At 57.0% G+C, this 15,908-nt stretch carries 15 protein-coding genes and 1 tRNA gene; 6 read left to right on the top strand and 10 right to left on the bottom strand.

The genetic code is table 11. From position 1 onward, the window contains the following. Window positions 1-34: 34 nt before the first annotated feature. On the top strand, window positions 35-2,080 hold the full coding sequence (gene uvrB / locus H6973_08020; GenBank protein ID MCP5125572.1) for an excinuclease ABC subunit UvrB: 2,046 nt from the start codon (window positions 35-37) through the stop codon (window positions 2,078-2,080). Window positions 2,081-2,146: 66 nt separating this feature from the next. Next, window positions 2,147-2,232, top strand: a tRNA-Leu gene (locus H6973_08015). A gap of 111 nt (window positions 2,233-2,343) precedes the next feature. Here H6973_08015 and H6973_08010 read toward each other — a convergent pair. Next, a complete protein-coding gene (locus H6973_08010) occupies window positions 2,344-3,522 on the bottom strand; it encodes a PLP-dependent transferase (GenBank protein MCP5125571.1) in 1,179 nt (392 codons plus the stop codon). Window positions 3,523-3,709: 187 nt separating this feature from the next. Here H6973_08010 and H6973_08005 point away from each other — a divergent pair, with 187 nt between their 5' ends. Together H6973_08005 and bfr are read left to right on the top strand one after the other, a co-directional pair. Continuing rightward, the gene (locus tag H6973_08005; protein ID MCP5125570.1) at window positions 3,710-3,988 is read left to right on the top strand and encodes a (2Fe-2S)-binding protein; all 279 of its coding nucleotides are present in this window, start codon (window positions 3,710-3,712) and stop codon (window positions 3,986-3,988) included. 22 nt (window positions 3,989-4,010) lie between these two features. After that, window positions 4,011-4,475, top strand: a complete 465-nt coding sequence (bfr, locus tag H6973_08000) for a bacterioferritin (protein MCP5125569.1) — start codon at window positions 4,011-4,013, stop codon at window positions 4,473-4,475. 2 nt (window positions 4,476-4,477) lie between these two features. Here bfr and H6973_07995 read toward each other — a convergent pair whose 3' ends face one another. The 3 genes from H6973_07995 to H6973_07985 are packed head-to-tail and all read right to left on the bottom strand — an operon-like array spanning window position 4,478 to window position 7,412. Next, window positions 4,478-5,380, bottom strand: a complete 903-nt coding sequence (locus H6973_07995; protein ID MCP5125568.1) for a polysaccharide deacetylase family protein — start codon at window positions 5,378-5,380, stop codon at window positions 4,478-4,480. A 3-nt stretch (window positions 5,381-5,383) separates the two neighbouring features. Next, a complete protein-coding gene (locus H6973_07990; protein MCP5125567.1) occupies window positions 5,384-6,427 on the bottom strand; it encodes a bifunctional UDP-4-keto-pentose/UDP-xylose synthase in 1,044 nt (347 codons plus the stop codon). A 37-nt stretch (window positions 6,428-6,464) separates the two neighbouring features. Then, window positions 6,465-7,412, bottom strand: a complete 948-nt coding sequence (locus H6973_07985) for a formyltransferase (protein ID MCP5125566.1) — start codon at window positions 7,410-7,412, stop codon at window positions 6,465-6,467. A 67-nt stretch (window positions 7,413-7,479) separates the two neighbouring features. Here H6973_07985 and H6973_07980 point away from each other — a divergent pair, with 67 nt between their 5' ends. Together H6973_07980 and H6973_07975 are read left to right on the top strand one after the other, a co-directional pair. Next, on the top strand, window positions 7,480-7,956 hold the full coding sequence (locus H6973_07980; GenBank protein ID MCP5125565.1) for a YiiD C-terminal domain-containing protein: 477 nt from the start codon (window positions 7,480-7,482) through the stop codon (window positions 7,954-7,956). A 9-nt stretch (window positions 7,957-7,965) separates the two neighbouring features. After that, on the top strand, window positions 7,966-9,360 hold the full coding sequence (locus H6973_07975; GenBank protein ID MCP5125564.1) for a L,D-transpeptidase family protein: 1,395 nt from the start codon (window positions 7,966-7,968) through the stop codon (window positions 9,358-9,360). 67 nt (window positions 9,361-9,427) lie between these two features. Here H6973_07975 and H6973_07970 read toward each other — a convergent pair whose 3' ends face one another. The 6 genes from H6973_07970 to cysD all read right to left on the bottom strand — a co-directional run bounded on the left by H6973_07970 (window position 9,428) and on the right by cysD (window position 15,705). Further along, window positions 9,428-9,670: a hypothetical protein gene (locus tag H6973_07970; protein MCP5125563.1), complete on the bottom strand. Its 243-nt coding sequence runs from the start codon at window positions 9,668-9,670 to the stop codon at window positions 9,428-9,430. Between the two features lie 146 nt (window positions 9,671-9,816). Next, the gene (locus tag H6973_07965) at window positions 9,817-10,395 is read right to left on the bottom strand and encodes a L,D-transpeptidase (protein ID MCP5125562.1); all 579 of its coding nucleotides are present in this window, start codon (window positions 10,393-10,395) and stop codon (window positions 9,817-9,819) included. Window positions 10,396-10,529: 134 nt separating this feature from the next. Next, complete coding sequence (locus H6973_07960; protein MCP5125561.1) at window positions 10,530-10,982, bottom strand: OsmC family protein; 453 nt, start codon at window positions 10,980-10,982, stop codon at window positions 10,530-10,532. A 107-nt stretch (window positions 10,983-11,089) separates the two neighbouring features. Next, entirely contained in the window at window positions 11,090-12,853 is a 1,764-nt protein-coding gene (locus tag H6973_07955; GenBank protein MCP5125560.1) for an SLC13 family permease, read from the bottom strand. 19 nt (window positions 12,854-12,872) lie between these two features. Then, window positions 12,873-14,795, bottom strand: a complete 1,923-nt coding sequence (gene cysN, locus H6973_07950; protein MCP5125559.1) for a sulfate adenylyltransferase subunit CysN — start codon at window positions 14,793-14,795, stop codon at window positions 12,873-12,875. A 1-nt stretch (window position 14,796) separates the two neighbouring features. Then, window positions 14,797-15,705 carry a sulfate adenylyltransferase subunit CysD gene (gene cysD, locus H6973_07945; protein MCP5125558.1) on the bottom strand — a complete coding sequence of 303 codons (909 nt, stop codon included), beginning with the start codon at window positions 15,703-15,705 and terminating at the stop codon, window positions 14,797-14,799. Between the last annotated feature and the right edge of the window lie 203 nt (window positions 15,706-15,908).

Here is a 15,908-nt window from a genome sequence, read left to right as displayed (position 1 = left end):
ACGAGTTGAACACGCGGACTCAACACGATGTCGGATGATACTGGAATTTCCGCTTGGCCAAAATCCCATGCAAAACGCTAAACCCTTTACCCTCCAAGCCGCCTTTCAACCCGCCGGCGATCAACCGGAGGCTATTTGCAACCTGGTCACTGGCCTGAATGATGGTTTGGCGCACCAGACCCTGCTCGGCGTTACCGGCAGCGGTAAAACTTTCGCGGTCGCCCATGTCATCGCCGCCGTGCAGCGTCCGGCGCTGGTGCTGGCGCCGAATAAAACCCTGGCGGCGCAATTGTACGGCGAAATGAAGGCGTTTTTCCCGGAGAATGCGGTCGAGTATTTCGTTTCCTATTACGACTATTACCAGCCGGAGGCTTACGTCCCCTCCTCCGATACCTATATCGAAAAAGACGCCTCGATCAACGAACACATTGAACAGATGCGGCTCTCGGCCACCAAGGCGATTCTGGAGCGCCCGGACACCATCGTTGTCGCCACCGTATCGGCCATTTACGGTTTAGGCGATCCCGAGTGGTACATGAAAATGCTGCTGCATCTGGTGCGCGGCGAAAAAATCGACCAGCGCGCCATTCTGCGCCGGCTGGCGGACTTGCAGTACACGCGCAATGATCTGGAATTGGTGCGGGGAACCTTTCGGGTGCGCGGCGATGTGATCGACATTCATCCCGCCGAGTCCGATCAGGAAGCTTTGCGCGTGGAACTGTTCGACGACGAAATTGAAACTCTCACCCTGTTCGATCCCCTGACGGGTCATACCCTGCGCAAAACGCCGCGCTACACCGTTTATCCCAAAACTCACTACGTCACGCCCCGCGAACAACTTTTACAAGCTTTGGAAGGCATCAAGGTCGAACTCCAGGAGCGACTGACCGAACTCCACGCCGCCGGCAAGCTGTTGGAGGCGCAACGTCTGGAGCAACGGGTCCGGTTCGACCTGGAGATGATTCAGGAACTGGGTTATTGCAGCGGCATCGAGAACTATTCCCGCTATCTGTCCGGGCGTGAGGCTGGCGAACCACCGCCAACCCTGTTCGACTATCTCCCGCCGGAAGCTCTGATTTTCATCGACGAAAGCCATGTCACCGTACCGCAACTGGGCGCGATGTACCGGGGCGACCGCTCCCGCAAGGAAACCCTGGTGGCCTACGGTTTCCGCCTGCCCTCGGCGTTGGATAACCGGCCATTGCGCTTCGAGGAATTTGAACGGCTGAGCGGCCAGACCATTTTTATTTCCGCAACCCCCGGTGCATATGAGCGGGAACATTCCGGGGACGCGATTGTGGAGCAGGTGGTGCGACCGACTGGTTTAGTAGACCCCGAGGTGGAAGTCCGCCCGGCGCTGCATCAGGTCGATGATTTACTAAGCGAAATCCGCGAGCGGGTCAATCACCAGGAGCGGGTGCTGGTGACGACGCTGACCAAGCGCATGGCCGAGGATTTGACCGGCTACCTGGCGGAAAACGGGGTCAAGGTGCGTTATCTGCACGCGGATATTGACACTGTGGAGCGGGTCGAAATCATCCGCGACCTGCGCCTGGGGCAGTTCGATGTGCTGGTCGGCATCAATTTGCTGCGGGAAGGGCTGGATTTACCCGAAGTGTCGCTGGTCGCCATTCTCGACGCCGACAAAGAGGGTTTTTTACGTTCAGACCGGTCGCTGATTCAGACCATTGGCCGCGCCGCCCGCCATCTGCGCGGCAAAGCGATTCTGTATGCCGATCAAATCACCGGTTCGATGCGCCGGGCGCTGGAGGAAACCGAACGGCGGCGCGCGAAACAGCGCGCGTATAACGAAGTCCACGGCATCACCCCGCGCGGCATCCAGAAGGCAATTGCTGATATTCTGGAAGGCGCTTATCCCGGCGCACCGGTTCCCGCCGAACAGTGGGTCGGGGTTGCCGAGAAAACCCCCGCCTACGCTCGCACCTCCCCGGCAGCGTTGGCGAAAAAGATCAAGCAGCTGGAACAGGCCATGTACCGCCATGCCCGCGATCTGGAATTCGAGGAAGCGGCGAAATTGCGGGATGAAATTCAGCGGATTCGTGATCTTGCGCTTTTTTAACCGGAAAATGCGCTGCTGGCTTGCCCATCGATGGAAAATCCTTATAATTACCCGCTTCCCTCCCGTGCCGGGGTGGCGGAATGGTAGACGCAGTGGACTCAAAATCCACCGGGGGCAACCTCGTGAGAGTTCGAGTCTCTCTCCCGGCACCAAGCGCTTAGCGCACATTCTCACCAATCAACGGCATGTTCCTCTCGCTACGGACAGCGCTCATCCCGTTCTGCCTCAAATGGCGATAAGCAAACCATTTGACCTGCTCGCAATCATGCCTCGTGTTCCAGCGCCTGCGCCAGATCGGCAATCAAATCCTCCACATCCTCAATGCCCACTGACAGCCGCACCAGTCCGTCGTCGATGCCCAGTTCCCGGCGCACTTCCGGCGGCACTGAGGCATGAGTCATAATGGCCGGATGCTCAATTAAACTCTCCACGCCGCCCAGGCTTTCCGCCAGCGTGAACACCTGGCAACCGGTCAGGAATCGGGTGACTTCAGCGAGACTGCCGCGCACCACCGCACTGACCATGCCACCGAAACCGCACATTTGTCGCCACGCCAGTTCATGCTGGGGATGGCTCGGCAGACCGGGATAAATGACTCGTTCAATCTTCGGGTGTCGCTCCAGCCATTCCGCCAATTGTCGGGCATTCGCGCTATGTCGCTCCATGCGCAGCGCCAGGGTTTTCAGTCCGCGCAAGGCCAGGAAACTGTCGAAAGGACTGGCCACCGCGCCCAGGGCGTTTTGCAGATAACCCAGGCGCTCGGCCAACGCCTGACCTCGGCACACCGCCACACCGCCGATCATGTCGGAATGGCCGTTTAGATATTTGGTCGCGGAATGCACCACAATGTTAAAACCTAGCTCCAGCGGGCGCTGCGCCCAGGGGGTAGCGAAAGTGTTATCCGCCACGGCCAAAATTCCGTGCTCACGGGCCACATTGGCGATCATGGCCAAATCGACCAGCCGCAACAACGGGTTGCTCGGCGTTTCGATCCAGATCATGCGGGTTCGCGGGGTCAACACCGCTTCCAAAGTTGCCCGGTCGCGCAAATCAGAGTAGGAAAAATCCAATCCGGCGCTGCGCCGTCGCACCTGCTCAAACAACCGTCGGGTGCCGCCGTACAGGTCATCCAGGGCCACAATATGATCGCCGCTATCCAGTAGTTCCAGCACTGTGGAGCTGGCCGCCAGCCCGGAAGCGAAAGCAAAACCGGCGTCACCGCCTTCCAGATCGGCCAGGCAGCGCTCATAAGCAAAGCGGGTCGGGTTCTGGCTGCGCGAGTATTCGAAACCTTGATGGACGCCTGGACTGGATTGGACATAGGTTGAAGTAGCGTAGATGGGCGTCACGATCGCGCCGGTGCTCGGATCGGGCCATTGACCAGCGTGAATGGCGCGGGTAGCGAAGCCAAGAGGTTGGGAGGAATCGGGCACGGCAGCCATCTTCTGTACGGTGGTGGAATGAGGTCATTTCATCGAGTGCGTAATCATTGTACAGTGGCGGGCAATTAACACCAGATGTCTGTGAACCCCCTCCAGAGTTCGGGCATATTATTTGCCCGCTAGAGGGAGGATCGGATGGGGTTATGAATGAATTCATTTCAATAACTTTGACCAGGAGATTGCCATCGTGTATTTATGTATCTGCAAGTCGGTCTCTGACCGGCAAATTCGTGAAGCGGTCGAACTGGGAGCCCGGACGATCGGTGATTTGAACATTCGTCTGGGAATCAGCGCCGACTGCGGTAAATGCACTGACAGCGTCCAGGAATTTCTCGATGCGTGTCTAGCCGCTCCATCACCAACAGGCATAACCGAGGTTATGCCGCCTGTCGCTACGGAAACTCCTCCACCGCGCAAACCCGTTGAGCCTGCTCCCGAGCGGCCCTGGTTCGCGGTTGATCTGTAATCTCCAGGGAGAATATTGCTCAATGAAAGGCGACGCCAAAGTCATCGAGTACCTGAACCAGGCGCTCAAGAACGAATTGACCTCGATCAACCAATATTTTCTCCACGCCCGTATGCTTGATAGTTGGGGCTTCGCCAAGCTCGGCAAACATGAGTATGACGAATCGATTGACGAAATGAAGCATGCCGACCGGTTGGTGAAGCGCATTCTGGATCTGGAGGGACTGCCCAATCTACAAGACTTTGGCAAGCTTTATATTGGTGAGAACGTTGAGGAAATTTTCCGTGGCGATCTGAAACTCGAACATCAGGCGCATCCGTTGTATCGGGAAGCGATAGGTTACTGCGAAAGTTGCAGCGACTACGTCACCCGCGACCTGCTGGCCGCCATCCTTGCCAGCGAGGAAGTGCATATTCAGTGGCTCGAAATGCAGCTAGGATTGATAGGACACTTGGGCTTGCCCAGTTACCTGCAAGCGCAACTTTAACCTTACCTCTGAACCAACAAGGTTCCCGTCCGTCCGGGAACCGTTCTTTCCGTCACCGCATGATGCGGCAAGGCATCCAGGTTTATCTCCCCCGCCAGGGTTCGCAATGCCCCAAGGCAATAGCTCTGCTTTCGCCAGCCGGTCAGCAAGCGATCGAGAATCGGTAGGAACTTCATGCCTTCCAGTTCAGCATGCAGGGTAAAAACGTGGCCGGTATTGGGCTTTGTCTGCGTCATTGCCAACAAGCGATCAGCCACATGATCCGGAGTGATTCCATCGACGCCAATCAGTTCATCCAATGTCGGCAAGGTGGTGGGGAACTGAGGACAGGCGATAGTTGCGCCGTCCACCACCGGTAAAAACGGGTGCGCGCCTCGACTGTCGGAACACCAGGCAAAGCCCAATTCCCCGGTCAGCCGTAACGCATGATCATTCATTTGCCAGCCCGCCGCGCCATGCACGGTCGCCGCCGCGCCAAAGATTTCCCGATAGCGGTCAACCGCCTTGTTCATCTGTTCCATCGTCCATTCCCGGTCAGCTTGAGCGACGTGATCCTGCCAGAGCACATGATCCCAGCAATGGATGCCGGTCTCAAAACCTGCGTCACGGACCGAACGCATCACGTCTCCTGCCCGCCGTCCGATATCCGGCCCCGGCAACAACGTCCCATACAGCAGCGTTTTCAACCCATAGTGTTCGAGCACCGAGGTGCGTTGCACCTTGCCAAGAAACCCTCGACGGAACACCCGGCGGATCGCCCAACCGGTATGATCGGGGCCGAGACTGAATAGAAAGGTTGCGTCGGTCCGGTGGCGCTGAAACAGCTCGACCAGGCGAGGGACGCCCTCCAGCGTTCCGCGCAGGGTATCGACATCGACTTTAAGCGCCAGCAGGGACGTGATCATCGCTTAGTCCACCAGATCGCCCGCATCCATGATATGGGTCCGATACGCTTCGAAAATCTTCCGTAGCGCCTCGTCCATCGTCACGGTCGGCTGCCAATCCAGATCGGTGCAGGTATTGGCAATTTTCGGCACCCGCTGCTGTACGTCCTGATAACCTTGGCCATAGTAGTCATGCGCCGTAGTTTCCACGAGCCGCACCTTAGCTGCGTTGTCACGATATTCTGGGTATTCCGCCGCCAACTCCAGCATTCGCATCGCCAGTTCACGCACTGACAGATTGTTGTGCGGGTTGCCAATATTGTAAATCTGGCCGCTGGCCACGCCGTTCGGATTGGCGATAATCTTCATTAGCGCATCGATGCCGTCATCGATGTAAGTGAACGATCGCCGCTGAGCGCCGCCATCGACCAATTTGATGGACTCGCCACGGGCGATTTGCCCCAGGAACTGGGTGATGACCCGGGAACTCCCTTCTTTCGGCGTGTTAATGGAATCGAGACCCGACCCGACCCAGTTGAAAGGGCGGAACAGAGTGAAATCCAGTCCCTGCTCCATGCCGTAGGCCCAGATCACCCGATCCATCATCTGCTTGGCGCAGGCGTAGATCCAGCGCGGTTTGTTAATCGGTCCATAGACCAGCGGCGATTGTTCAGGATCGAATTCCCCATCCGCGCACATGCCATACACTTCGGAAGTCGAGGGAAACACCAGGCGTTTTCGGTACTTGACACAGGATCGCACCACGGGCAGATTCGCCTCAAAGTCGAGTTCAAAGACCCGCAGCGGTTCGCGTACATAGGTTGCAGGCGTGGCGATGGCCACCAGAGGCAACGCCACGTCGCACTTCTTGATGTGGTACTCGATCCACTCGCGGTTGATGGTGATATCGCCCTCGAAGAAGTGAAAACGGGGATGGTCGATCAGGTCGCGAACCCGGTCATCCTGCATGTCCATGCCGTGAATCCGCCAGCCGGTCGTGGCCAGGATACGTTGGGATAGATGATGGCCAATGAAGCCGTTGACGCCAAGAATGAGGATGCTTTTCATTGAGTGTGGAGAATTTTGATCGTTGAAGAAACCTGACCTAATCGCCCAGTCGCCAGGGTCCTGGGCCAAGCCGGTCAGTCAGTTGCTCAGGGAACACCGGTTGACCGGAAATGTCTAATGTCAGAATTTGCAATGCTTCGCTGCCCGTGCAAGAGGCAATCAGTCGTCCGCTGATTTCCGCCAGAACAGACTGATGTCCTCTCGGCGGCGGAGAGTCGGGCTGGGGAGGCGAGCTTAGCACAACCCGCGTTCGCAAAATCCGCGCCGGCTGGCCCGCAACAGTGGTGAAAGCTCCCGGATAAGGCGGAGCGACCGCCCGAACCAGATTGTGAATCCGTATCGCGGGCCAGTTCCAGTCAATACGCCCGTCTTCCGGCTTGCGCCCAGGGAAGTAGCTACCTTGGCTGAGGTCCTGGGGAAGATGCGGGGCTGTACCATTGATCAGGGCAGGCAAGACGCGGTGCAAGGTCATTTCGGCAGCCACCGTGACTTTGTCAAACACTTCGCGGGCGGTGTCATCGGGCAGAATCGGCACGGCGGTCTGGGCGACAATATCACCGGCATCCGGCTTGGCGGTCATGTAGTGCAAGGTCGTGCCCGTTTCCGTTTCACCGTGCAGAACCGCCCAGTTGACCGGCGCTCGCCCCCGATATTTCGGCAGCAGCGAACCATGCAGGTTGAGCGCGCCGTGCCGTGCGATCGCCAGCAGTTCCGGAGACAACATGCGGCGATAATAGAACGAGAACAGGAAATCAGGCGCCAGATCATTAATGTGTTGCACGATCTCCGGGCAATTCGGGTCTTCGGGAGTGATTGCCGGGATGCCATAATCGGCGGCCACCGCCCCGACGCGGTCAAACCAGATCTGCTCGTTCGGGCTGTCCTCGTGGGTGAGAACCAGCGCCACATCGAAACCGCCAGCCAGCAGCGTCTTGAGGCAACGGACTCCAACATTGTGATAAGCAAAAACAACGGCGCGGGTCATGCGTTCGTTCCTTTATGATAATAGCGACTGCATTTTTCAGAATTTGCCCCATCCAAGGAAATCCATCATGTCCCAAGCGCAGGTCATTCAGGAAATCAACGACTATCTTAACCGCTATGTGCCTCTGTTTCAGGCGATGCAGGCGCGACTGGATCGTTGCGACAATACCGGGTTAAGTATCGTCGCGCCACTGGAACCCAATATCAACGATAAAGGCATTGCTTTTGGCGGTTCGATGGCGGCGCTGGCCGCGTTGACCGGCTGGGCGTTGACCCGGATCACCTTGAATGAATACGGCGAGGCCTCAGAAATCGTCATCACCGACAGCACCCAGAAATTTCTGCGTCCGGTGCGCGGCGCGATTATCACAGAGTGCTCGCGACCGGATGCACAGGCGGTCGACCGGTTCATCCAAAGCTACCGTCAGCGCGGCAAGGCGCGCTGGACTGTAGAGGTCGTCGTCCGCGCCGATGGCGAACCCGCAATGACTTTTACTGGACAATATGGCATTTTTCGCTCACCCACCCCCACTACCGCAGAATGAGATGTTCCTATGTCGAGCCAATGCTTGAAACCCGCCCACTGGTTGCTTCTCGGATGGCTGTTCGCCGGCGCCGCCCAGGCGACAGTCTATCCTCTGCCACCGCCGGATACGGATGTGATCGGCCAGGTTAAAGTCGTTTACGCAACCAAGACCGATACTCTGATCGACATCGCCCGCCGGCACAGCCTGGGCTATGATGAAATCGTTCACGCCAATCCTGGCGTAGACCGCTGGGCGCCCGGCGAGGAAACGCCTATTGTATTGCCAACTCGTTACATCCTGCCGGATACCCCGCGTGAAGGGATCATTCTCAATATCGCCGAGTTGCGCTTGTATTACTATCCCAGCGCCAAAGAGGGTGAACAGCGGGTAGTTTATACCTATCCCGTCAGCATTGGCCGCATGGACTGGAAAACTCCGCTGGGCGTCACCCGCGTGACCGGCAAGGAAACTGACCCGGCCTGGCGACCCCCTGCTTCGATCAAGGCGGAGCATGCTGCGCAAGGCGACATCCTGCCCGATGTGGTTCCCGGTGGTCCGGACAATCCATTGGGCCGCTACGCCTTGCGTCTGGCGTTGCCCAGCTATCTGATTCATGGCACCAATCGCCCCTATGGGATCGGCATGCACGTCACCCACGGTTGTGTGCGGATGTACCCTGAAGATATTGAACGGTTGTTCGGCATGGTTCCGGTCGGGATACCGGTGCGCATTATTGACCAACCGGTTAAGGTGGGCCGGTTGAATGGCGCATGGTTCATGGAGGCCCATGAGCCGTTGGAAGAGGACAATATTCCGATCAAGGTCACTCTGGAGCAAGCCGAACAGGCCGTGATCGCCAAGACGGGTCCTGACATGCCTGGCGTGGATCAAGCGGCGCTGCAAGCCGCGATGGAGCAAGTCAGCGGTATTCCCGTTTCCATTGGCGCCCGGCCAGGATCAATGCCTTTCGGACCAGTAGCCAGTTCGGCCCCAGCTATACCCGCAATCAAAACGCCAATGGCATCGAAAGCTCTGCCGACTGAATTGACCGAACCGGATTCCTTGCCGGTTGAAAACTCTTCTGACATCCTGGTCTACGATGACGATCTTCAGCGCTACGATCATCCGTCGCCGGTTGAAGAAGCTAGACCCGCCTATCGGCCTGAATATGCTCCGCCTTATAACAATCATAACCAAGCGCCTGGATATGCGGCGCCGATCGCGCCACGTTCTCCCACCTATCCAGCGCCGGCTGAACCGCCGCTGATTGGCGCACCGCCTGCTTACCGGACCTATCCACTGCTTCCAGTGACGCCACCCTCCATTAATCCCGCTGTTCCGCCACCACCGGTTCGGCCCTCGAACAGCCGCACCGTCCCCATCACGCCGTCAGAAACCTCAACAACCATCAATCGCCTGTAGATCAGGCAATAAAAAACCCCACGATTCATGGTCGTGGGGTTTTTGCGACCTTTGTCAGGCGTTCGGTTTACTTATACATCGAACGCTTGAACATACGATTGATTTTTTCCTCAGTCGACATGCTCATGGACTTCGCTTCCATGGCAATGGACTTGGAATCGTTGGCGGTGTCCATGGCATTGCGCGCCATCGACTTGGCTTCATTGGCATCCTGTTGCACCACTTTCAAATCGCTGGTGCTGGCGCAACCGACACTCAGGCCAGCAATCAGGGCCAACGTAGAACTTTTGGTCAGGGTATTCATGGACATCTTCAACTCCTTGGCATCACTGCAAACAAAGTAACGGACTGGATCATTACACTGTTGTTTCAGCGCAACTCAATGATTGCCGATACACAACAAATGACATTATATAACGGAATTTCAATTTGCGAATAGTAGCAAGAATGATACCACTAACGGATTTCAACCCGCATTCCGATTTTCACCCACGGTCTAAGCGCATCAATTTGCGCATTGTTTAGCGCCACACAACCGCTAGTCCAATCGATGCCGGCTTCATGCACCTGAGGGTTGCCGGCGCCAACGCCATGAATGCCAATGTGCCCACCCAGTGGCGTGTTTTGGGGGGGGGTATGGCCAGTGATCCAGGCAGATCGAATACGCTCATAGGTTGAGTGGTCGATCCGATGTTCACGCAGCGCCCGTTCGGCATAGTCAGTATTGGGATAGTCGAGGCCAATGAATTTTTTGAACCGGCTATGATCATTGACCCAGCCGACCCGGAATACGCCCAGCGGCGTCTTATTGTCCCCACGCTGGTATTTAAGTCCAGCTCCGCTGCTACCCACGGCAATCGACTGGAAGACTTCAAGCGGGTGATTGTATTGCATCACCATCAGTTTGTCCGCTTTGGTGTCTATCAACAGCCAGGGTTCGCGCAGCGCTGGATCAGAAATTGTAGTTAGTGCGGGGGGAGACTGCTTCTTTTCCTGGACGGTGTTTGGAACACATCCGCTGCTCAACCCGAGCATGACCCCGACAAGCACAACTCGTTTGCCTAACTTCCACATACCAACCTTCGCCTCCCAAGCAAGATTTCATCAGAGACAAATTTATAAGATAGGCGAAGCAGCGATGCAATATGGGCCAATCGTTTTCGGTAGTATTAAACAACCGGCTCTAGGACCACTTGGCTTAATAGGGAATTACCGATAAAACAATTTTCCTTGGCTTTGCGATGCAAATCCATCAGCGCTTCGGTGCTTGGAACCGTATCGCTACTAAAAACCACTCGAGGCCGCAGGGTCAAACGGCTCATCATGGTCCGGCCTTTCTCATTCTTGCCCAGCTCGGCTGTCGGTTGATCCTCGTAACTGTCCACCACCAGTTTCTTGAGCGCTGCAATAGCCAGAAAGGTCAGCATGTGGCAACTCGACAGTGATGCCAGCAGGGCCTCTTCAGGATTACTCATCTCGGGATTGCCGGAATACTCCGGCGCGGCCGATCCGTTTACGGTCTGTCCACCAGCGAGACGCCAAGTGTGACTGCGATCAAAGGTCTTATAGTCGAAATCCGGCGTTGTGCGTTGCCAGTTGAGGCGAATGGAAAAATTGGACATCTCATTATCTCCTCCAAGTTGTAGGGCGAGTTCGAAAAACATACTGATTTGGAATGATTTTTTAAGATGAAATCAAAATAAAGCTGAACCACCCTATAGCCGGATGTTCAAAAATACAACCACAAGATCATCCCCAGCGACACGCAGCCCACCACCCCATTCAATGGCAACCCCACGCGCAGATAATCGCTGAACCGGTACCCGCCCGGCCCATACACCATCAGATTCGTTTGATAACCGATCGGCGTGGAAAACTCTGCCGAAGCCGCCATCATGATCGCCATCGCGAACGGGATGATGCTGGTATCCAAACTGGCTGTGGCCGCCTGAGCAATGGGAAACATCAGCAAAGCCGCCGCATTATTATTGATCACCGCCGTAAACATCACCGTCGCCAGATAAATCATCACCAGATTCAACACCGGTGAATCGCCCGCCAGATTCACCATCGCTGTAGCAATATTCAGCGCCAGTTCCGTACTCTGCAATGCCCCGCCAATGCCAAACGCCGCGGCGATCACCAGTAACACCGACCAGTCGATACTCTGCCGGGCGCCAATAATGCTGACGCAACGGGTGAGGAGCATTAATGTTGCGGCGCTCAGCGCCGCCTCGAACATGTCCAATAACCCCACGCCAGCCAGCAACACCATCGCCCCCAGAATACTCAGCGCCAGCAACGCCCGTTCATGACGCAGCGGCGTCGAATCTGGCACCGGGCTGACCAGGAAAAAATCCTGATTATTACGATGGACTTCCAGAAAACCGATACCCGCTTCCACCAACAGAATATCGCCGGGCCGCAGCACGATATCGCCAATCTTACCGCGCAATCGCGCGCCGTTACGCGCAACGGCGATGACCACCGCCTTGTAGCGATTGCGAAACCGCCCATCGCGAATGCTATGCCCGACCAGGGGACAGGTATTGGACACCACCGCTTCGACCAACAAGCGGTTGCTGCGCCGCTCAGCCAGTTTAAAGACCTGACTAGCCGCCGGAGTTAACCCGCGAATGCGCTGTAAATCTACGACCGAATCGACGACCCCGACAAACACCAGACGGTCACCGCCCCGCAAGGTTTCCCGGGGCGATACCGCCGGCAACACCGCGCCATCCCGGTCAATTTCCATCAGGTAGCAACCCGGCAAGTGACGCAAGCCAGCGGATTCAATGGTTTTACTGACCAAGGGGCCATTCGGCTCAACCAACATCTCCAGGGTATAGCGGCGCGGATCGTCGTTGGGCGATACCGGCGGCTGTCGGCTGGGCAGCAACCAGCGACTGGTCAGGATCAGGAATGCCAGACCAGCGATCGCCACCGGCAGGCCGATGGCGGTAATGTCGAACATTCGCAAATTAATGGCGGCCCTGTCGATCAGCAGGCCATTGACCACCAGATTGGTGCTGGTGCCGATCAGCGTACAGGTGCCGCCCAGGATCGCAGCATAGCTGAGCGGCAGCATCAACTTGGAAACCGGCAATTGATATTTGCGCGCCCATTCGCTGACCGCTGGAATCAGCATACCGACCACCGGCGTGTTGTTCAGGAACGCGCTGAGCACGGTCACCGGTAACATCAGGCGCAATTGCGCACGGGACAAGGACTCGGGTCGACCCAGCACCCGTTGCACCAGCCACTGCACCCCGCCGGTTTCCCGCAACCCCGCGACCACCACGTAGAGCGCCCCAACAGTAATTACGCCCTGATTCGCCAAGCCTTCAAAAGCCTGGGGCGCCGGGACGATGCCCACCAGGACCAACAAAATCAGTCCGCCCAGGAACACCATGTCCGGCGCCGCCCGAGTCGTCGCCAGTATACCCATCAGCGTCACGATCAAACCGCCGGTAAACCAAGCCTCCCATCCCATAGAGATTGCTGTCCGTTGCTCAAGCGCCGCGCAGAATGCGCCGCTCGCTTAAATAACCCATCAGCCGCTCCAGACAGGTTTCTACCGAATCCTGCTCGGTATCCAGCACCAGATCAGGGCGTTCCGGCGGCTCATAAGGCGAGTCGATGCCAGTAAAATCACGGATCACCCCAGCGCGTGCTTTGGCGTACAAGCCCTTGGGATCGCGGCGCTCGCACGCTTCCAGCGAAGCATGGACATGCACCTCGATGAACTCACCCTCCGGCACCAGCGCCCGCACCAATGCCCGGTCGGCGCGAAACGGCGAAATAAAAGCGGTCACTACAATCAACCCGGCGTCGGCGAACAACGACGCCACCTCGCCAATCCGGCGAATGTTCTCGATGCGGTCGTCCTTGGAGAAACCCAGGTCGCGATTCAGACCGTGGCGAACATTGTCGCCATCCAGCAGATAGCTGTGGTACCCACGTTGTAACAAGCGTTGCTCCAGACCATTCGCCAGGGTGGACTTGCCGGAGCCGGATAAACCCGTTAGCCAGATCACGCAGGCCCGTTGCGCCTTCTGATTCGCCCGCTGCGCTTTGGTGATCTTATGTTCGTGCCAGACGACATTGCGCGACTTGTCCACCAATGGCCGGATAACGGGACGCACGATCATGCCGGCCCCGACCGTTGCATTGCTGACCCGATCAATAACGATGAAACCACCTGTGCCGGGAATTTCTTCGTAGGCATCGAACGGCGCTGGCTGATTCAGACTGAAGCGGCAATGGCCGATCTCGTTCAACCCCAGCTCCTCAGCCCGCTGATGCTCCAGGGTATTCACATCAATCCGGTGGTGCAGGACCTCCGGCATGGCCGACAGCATTCGGGTTCCCAACTTCAGATCATACTGGCGACCGGGCAGCAACGGCGCATCGGCCATCCACACCACCCGCGCGTCAAACGCCTCGGCCACTGCCGGCAAGCGGTCGGGATGAACCAGCAAATCGCCCCGGCTGACGTCGATTTCATCGGTCAAGGTCAAAGTCACCGCCTGGCCGGCGAAGGCTTCCGACAGATTTCCCTCGGCGGTGACAATTGTGGCTACCCGAGACCGCCGGCCTGAGGGCAGGGCAACAATTTCTTCGCCAGGATGAACCATGCCAGCGGCGATGGTTCCGCAGAACCCCCGGAAGTCCAGGTGCGGGCGATTTACATACTGCACGGGAAAGCGGAAATCGCGTAAATTCCGGTCGGATGAGACCTCTGCTGTTTCCAGCAGATCCAACAGGGTCGGCCCCGTATACCAGGACATGGCGGTGGAGGGCTGAGCGACGTTATCGCCGCGCAGCGCCGACACGGGGACGCAACGCACATCGCGCACCCCAAGCTTGTCTACGAAGTCTTGGTACTCTTCGCTAATCCGAGTGAACACGGCTTGGTCGAAGCCGACCAGATCCATCTTGTTCACCGCCAGCAATAAATGGCGAATACCGAGCGAGGAAACGATAAAACTGTGGCGGCGCGTCTGGACTTGTACGCCCTTGCGGGCGTCGACCAGCAAAATGGCTAACTGCGCAGTGGAAGCGCCGGTTGCCATGTTCCGGGTGTACTGCTCATGGCCCGGGGTGTCGGCAATGATGAATTTGCGTTTTTCGGTGGAGAAGTAGCGATAGGCTACGTCGATCGTGATGCCCTGCTCGCGCTCGGCCTGCAATCCATCCACCAGGAGCGCCAGATCGAGTTCCTCGCCGGTCGTTCCATATTTCGTGGTGTCGCGGCGCACCGCGGCAAGCTGATCCTCATAGATCAATTGCGTGTCGTACAACAACCGGCCGATCAAGGTGCTCTTACCGTCATCGACGCTGCCACAGGTAATAAAGCGCAGCAAATCCTTGCGCTCGTGGGTTTCCAGGTAAGCCTGGATATCGGATTCGATCAGGGGGGAAGCGTGGGACATGTTAGAAATACCCCTGCCGCTTTTTCTCTTCCATGGAACTGGCGGCGTCGTGATCAATTAGCCGGCCCTGGCGTTCCGAGTGGCGGGTGAGCAGCATTTCCTGGATGATCTCCGGCAAAGTCGTTGCATGGGAACGAATAGCGCCCGTCAGCGGATAGCAACCGAGGGTGCGAAACCGGACCCATTCCTTCCGAGGCGTTTCCCCTGGCTCCAGGGGCATCCGTTCATCATCGACCATGATCAGCGTTCCATCCCGCTCGACGACTGGACGTTCCGCGGCAAAATACAAAGGTACGATGGGAATATTTTCCAAATGAATGTATTGCCAGATATCCAGCTCGGTCCAGTTGGACAGAGGGAAGACCCGGATACTCTCGCCCTTGCGCACTCGACCGTTATAAAGATTCCACAATTCCGGACGCTGGTTCTTGGGGTCCCAGCGGTGGTTGCGATCACGGAACGAGTAGACCCGCTCCTTGGCCCGCGAGCGTTCTTCATCGCGCCGTGCGCCGCCAAACGCAGCGTCGAAACCGTGTCGCTCCAGCGCCTGCTTAAGCGACTGGGTTTTCATGATATCCGTGTGGACTTGCGAGCCGTGGCTGAAAGGGTTGATGCCCTGGTTTAATCCGTCCTGATTAATGTGAACGATCAGTTCCAGCCCCAGGCGCTTGGCCTGTTCGTCGCGAAAGCGAATCATTTCTTTGAACTTCCAGGTCGTGTCGACATGCAACAACGGAAACGGCGGCTTGCCTGGATGGAAGGCTTTCAAGGCCAGGCGCAACATCACCGAAGAATCCTTGCCAATCGAGTAGAGCATCACCGGTTTTTCAAATTCCGCAGCGACTTCACGGATAATGTGGATGCTCTCGGCTTCGAGTTGCTTGAGATGAGTCAGTTTATAGGGGTCCATGGGGTCCGTAGGGCTGGAATGCGAAAGCGGTTAGCGCGCCGCCTGGTTTTACCGGAAACCGGCGGAGCAAACAGGAAAGCGATTGTCGGGGTTTGACTGACTGGCGTCAATATAGCCCAAAATCAATCATCCAACATGGTAACTGACGATTATGGAATTAGCCGCTATCATTGCAGTTATTCATGAGTGGAAATTGTGAACTT

It is taken from the genome of Gammaproteobacteria bacterium (assembly GCA_024235095.1).
Classification (GTDB): Bacteria; Pseudomonadota; Gammaproteobacteria; order Competibacterales; family Competibacteraceae; genus UBA2383.
This window is presented reverse-complemented; position numbering and strand designations above follow the sequence as displayed.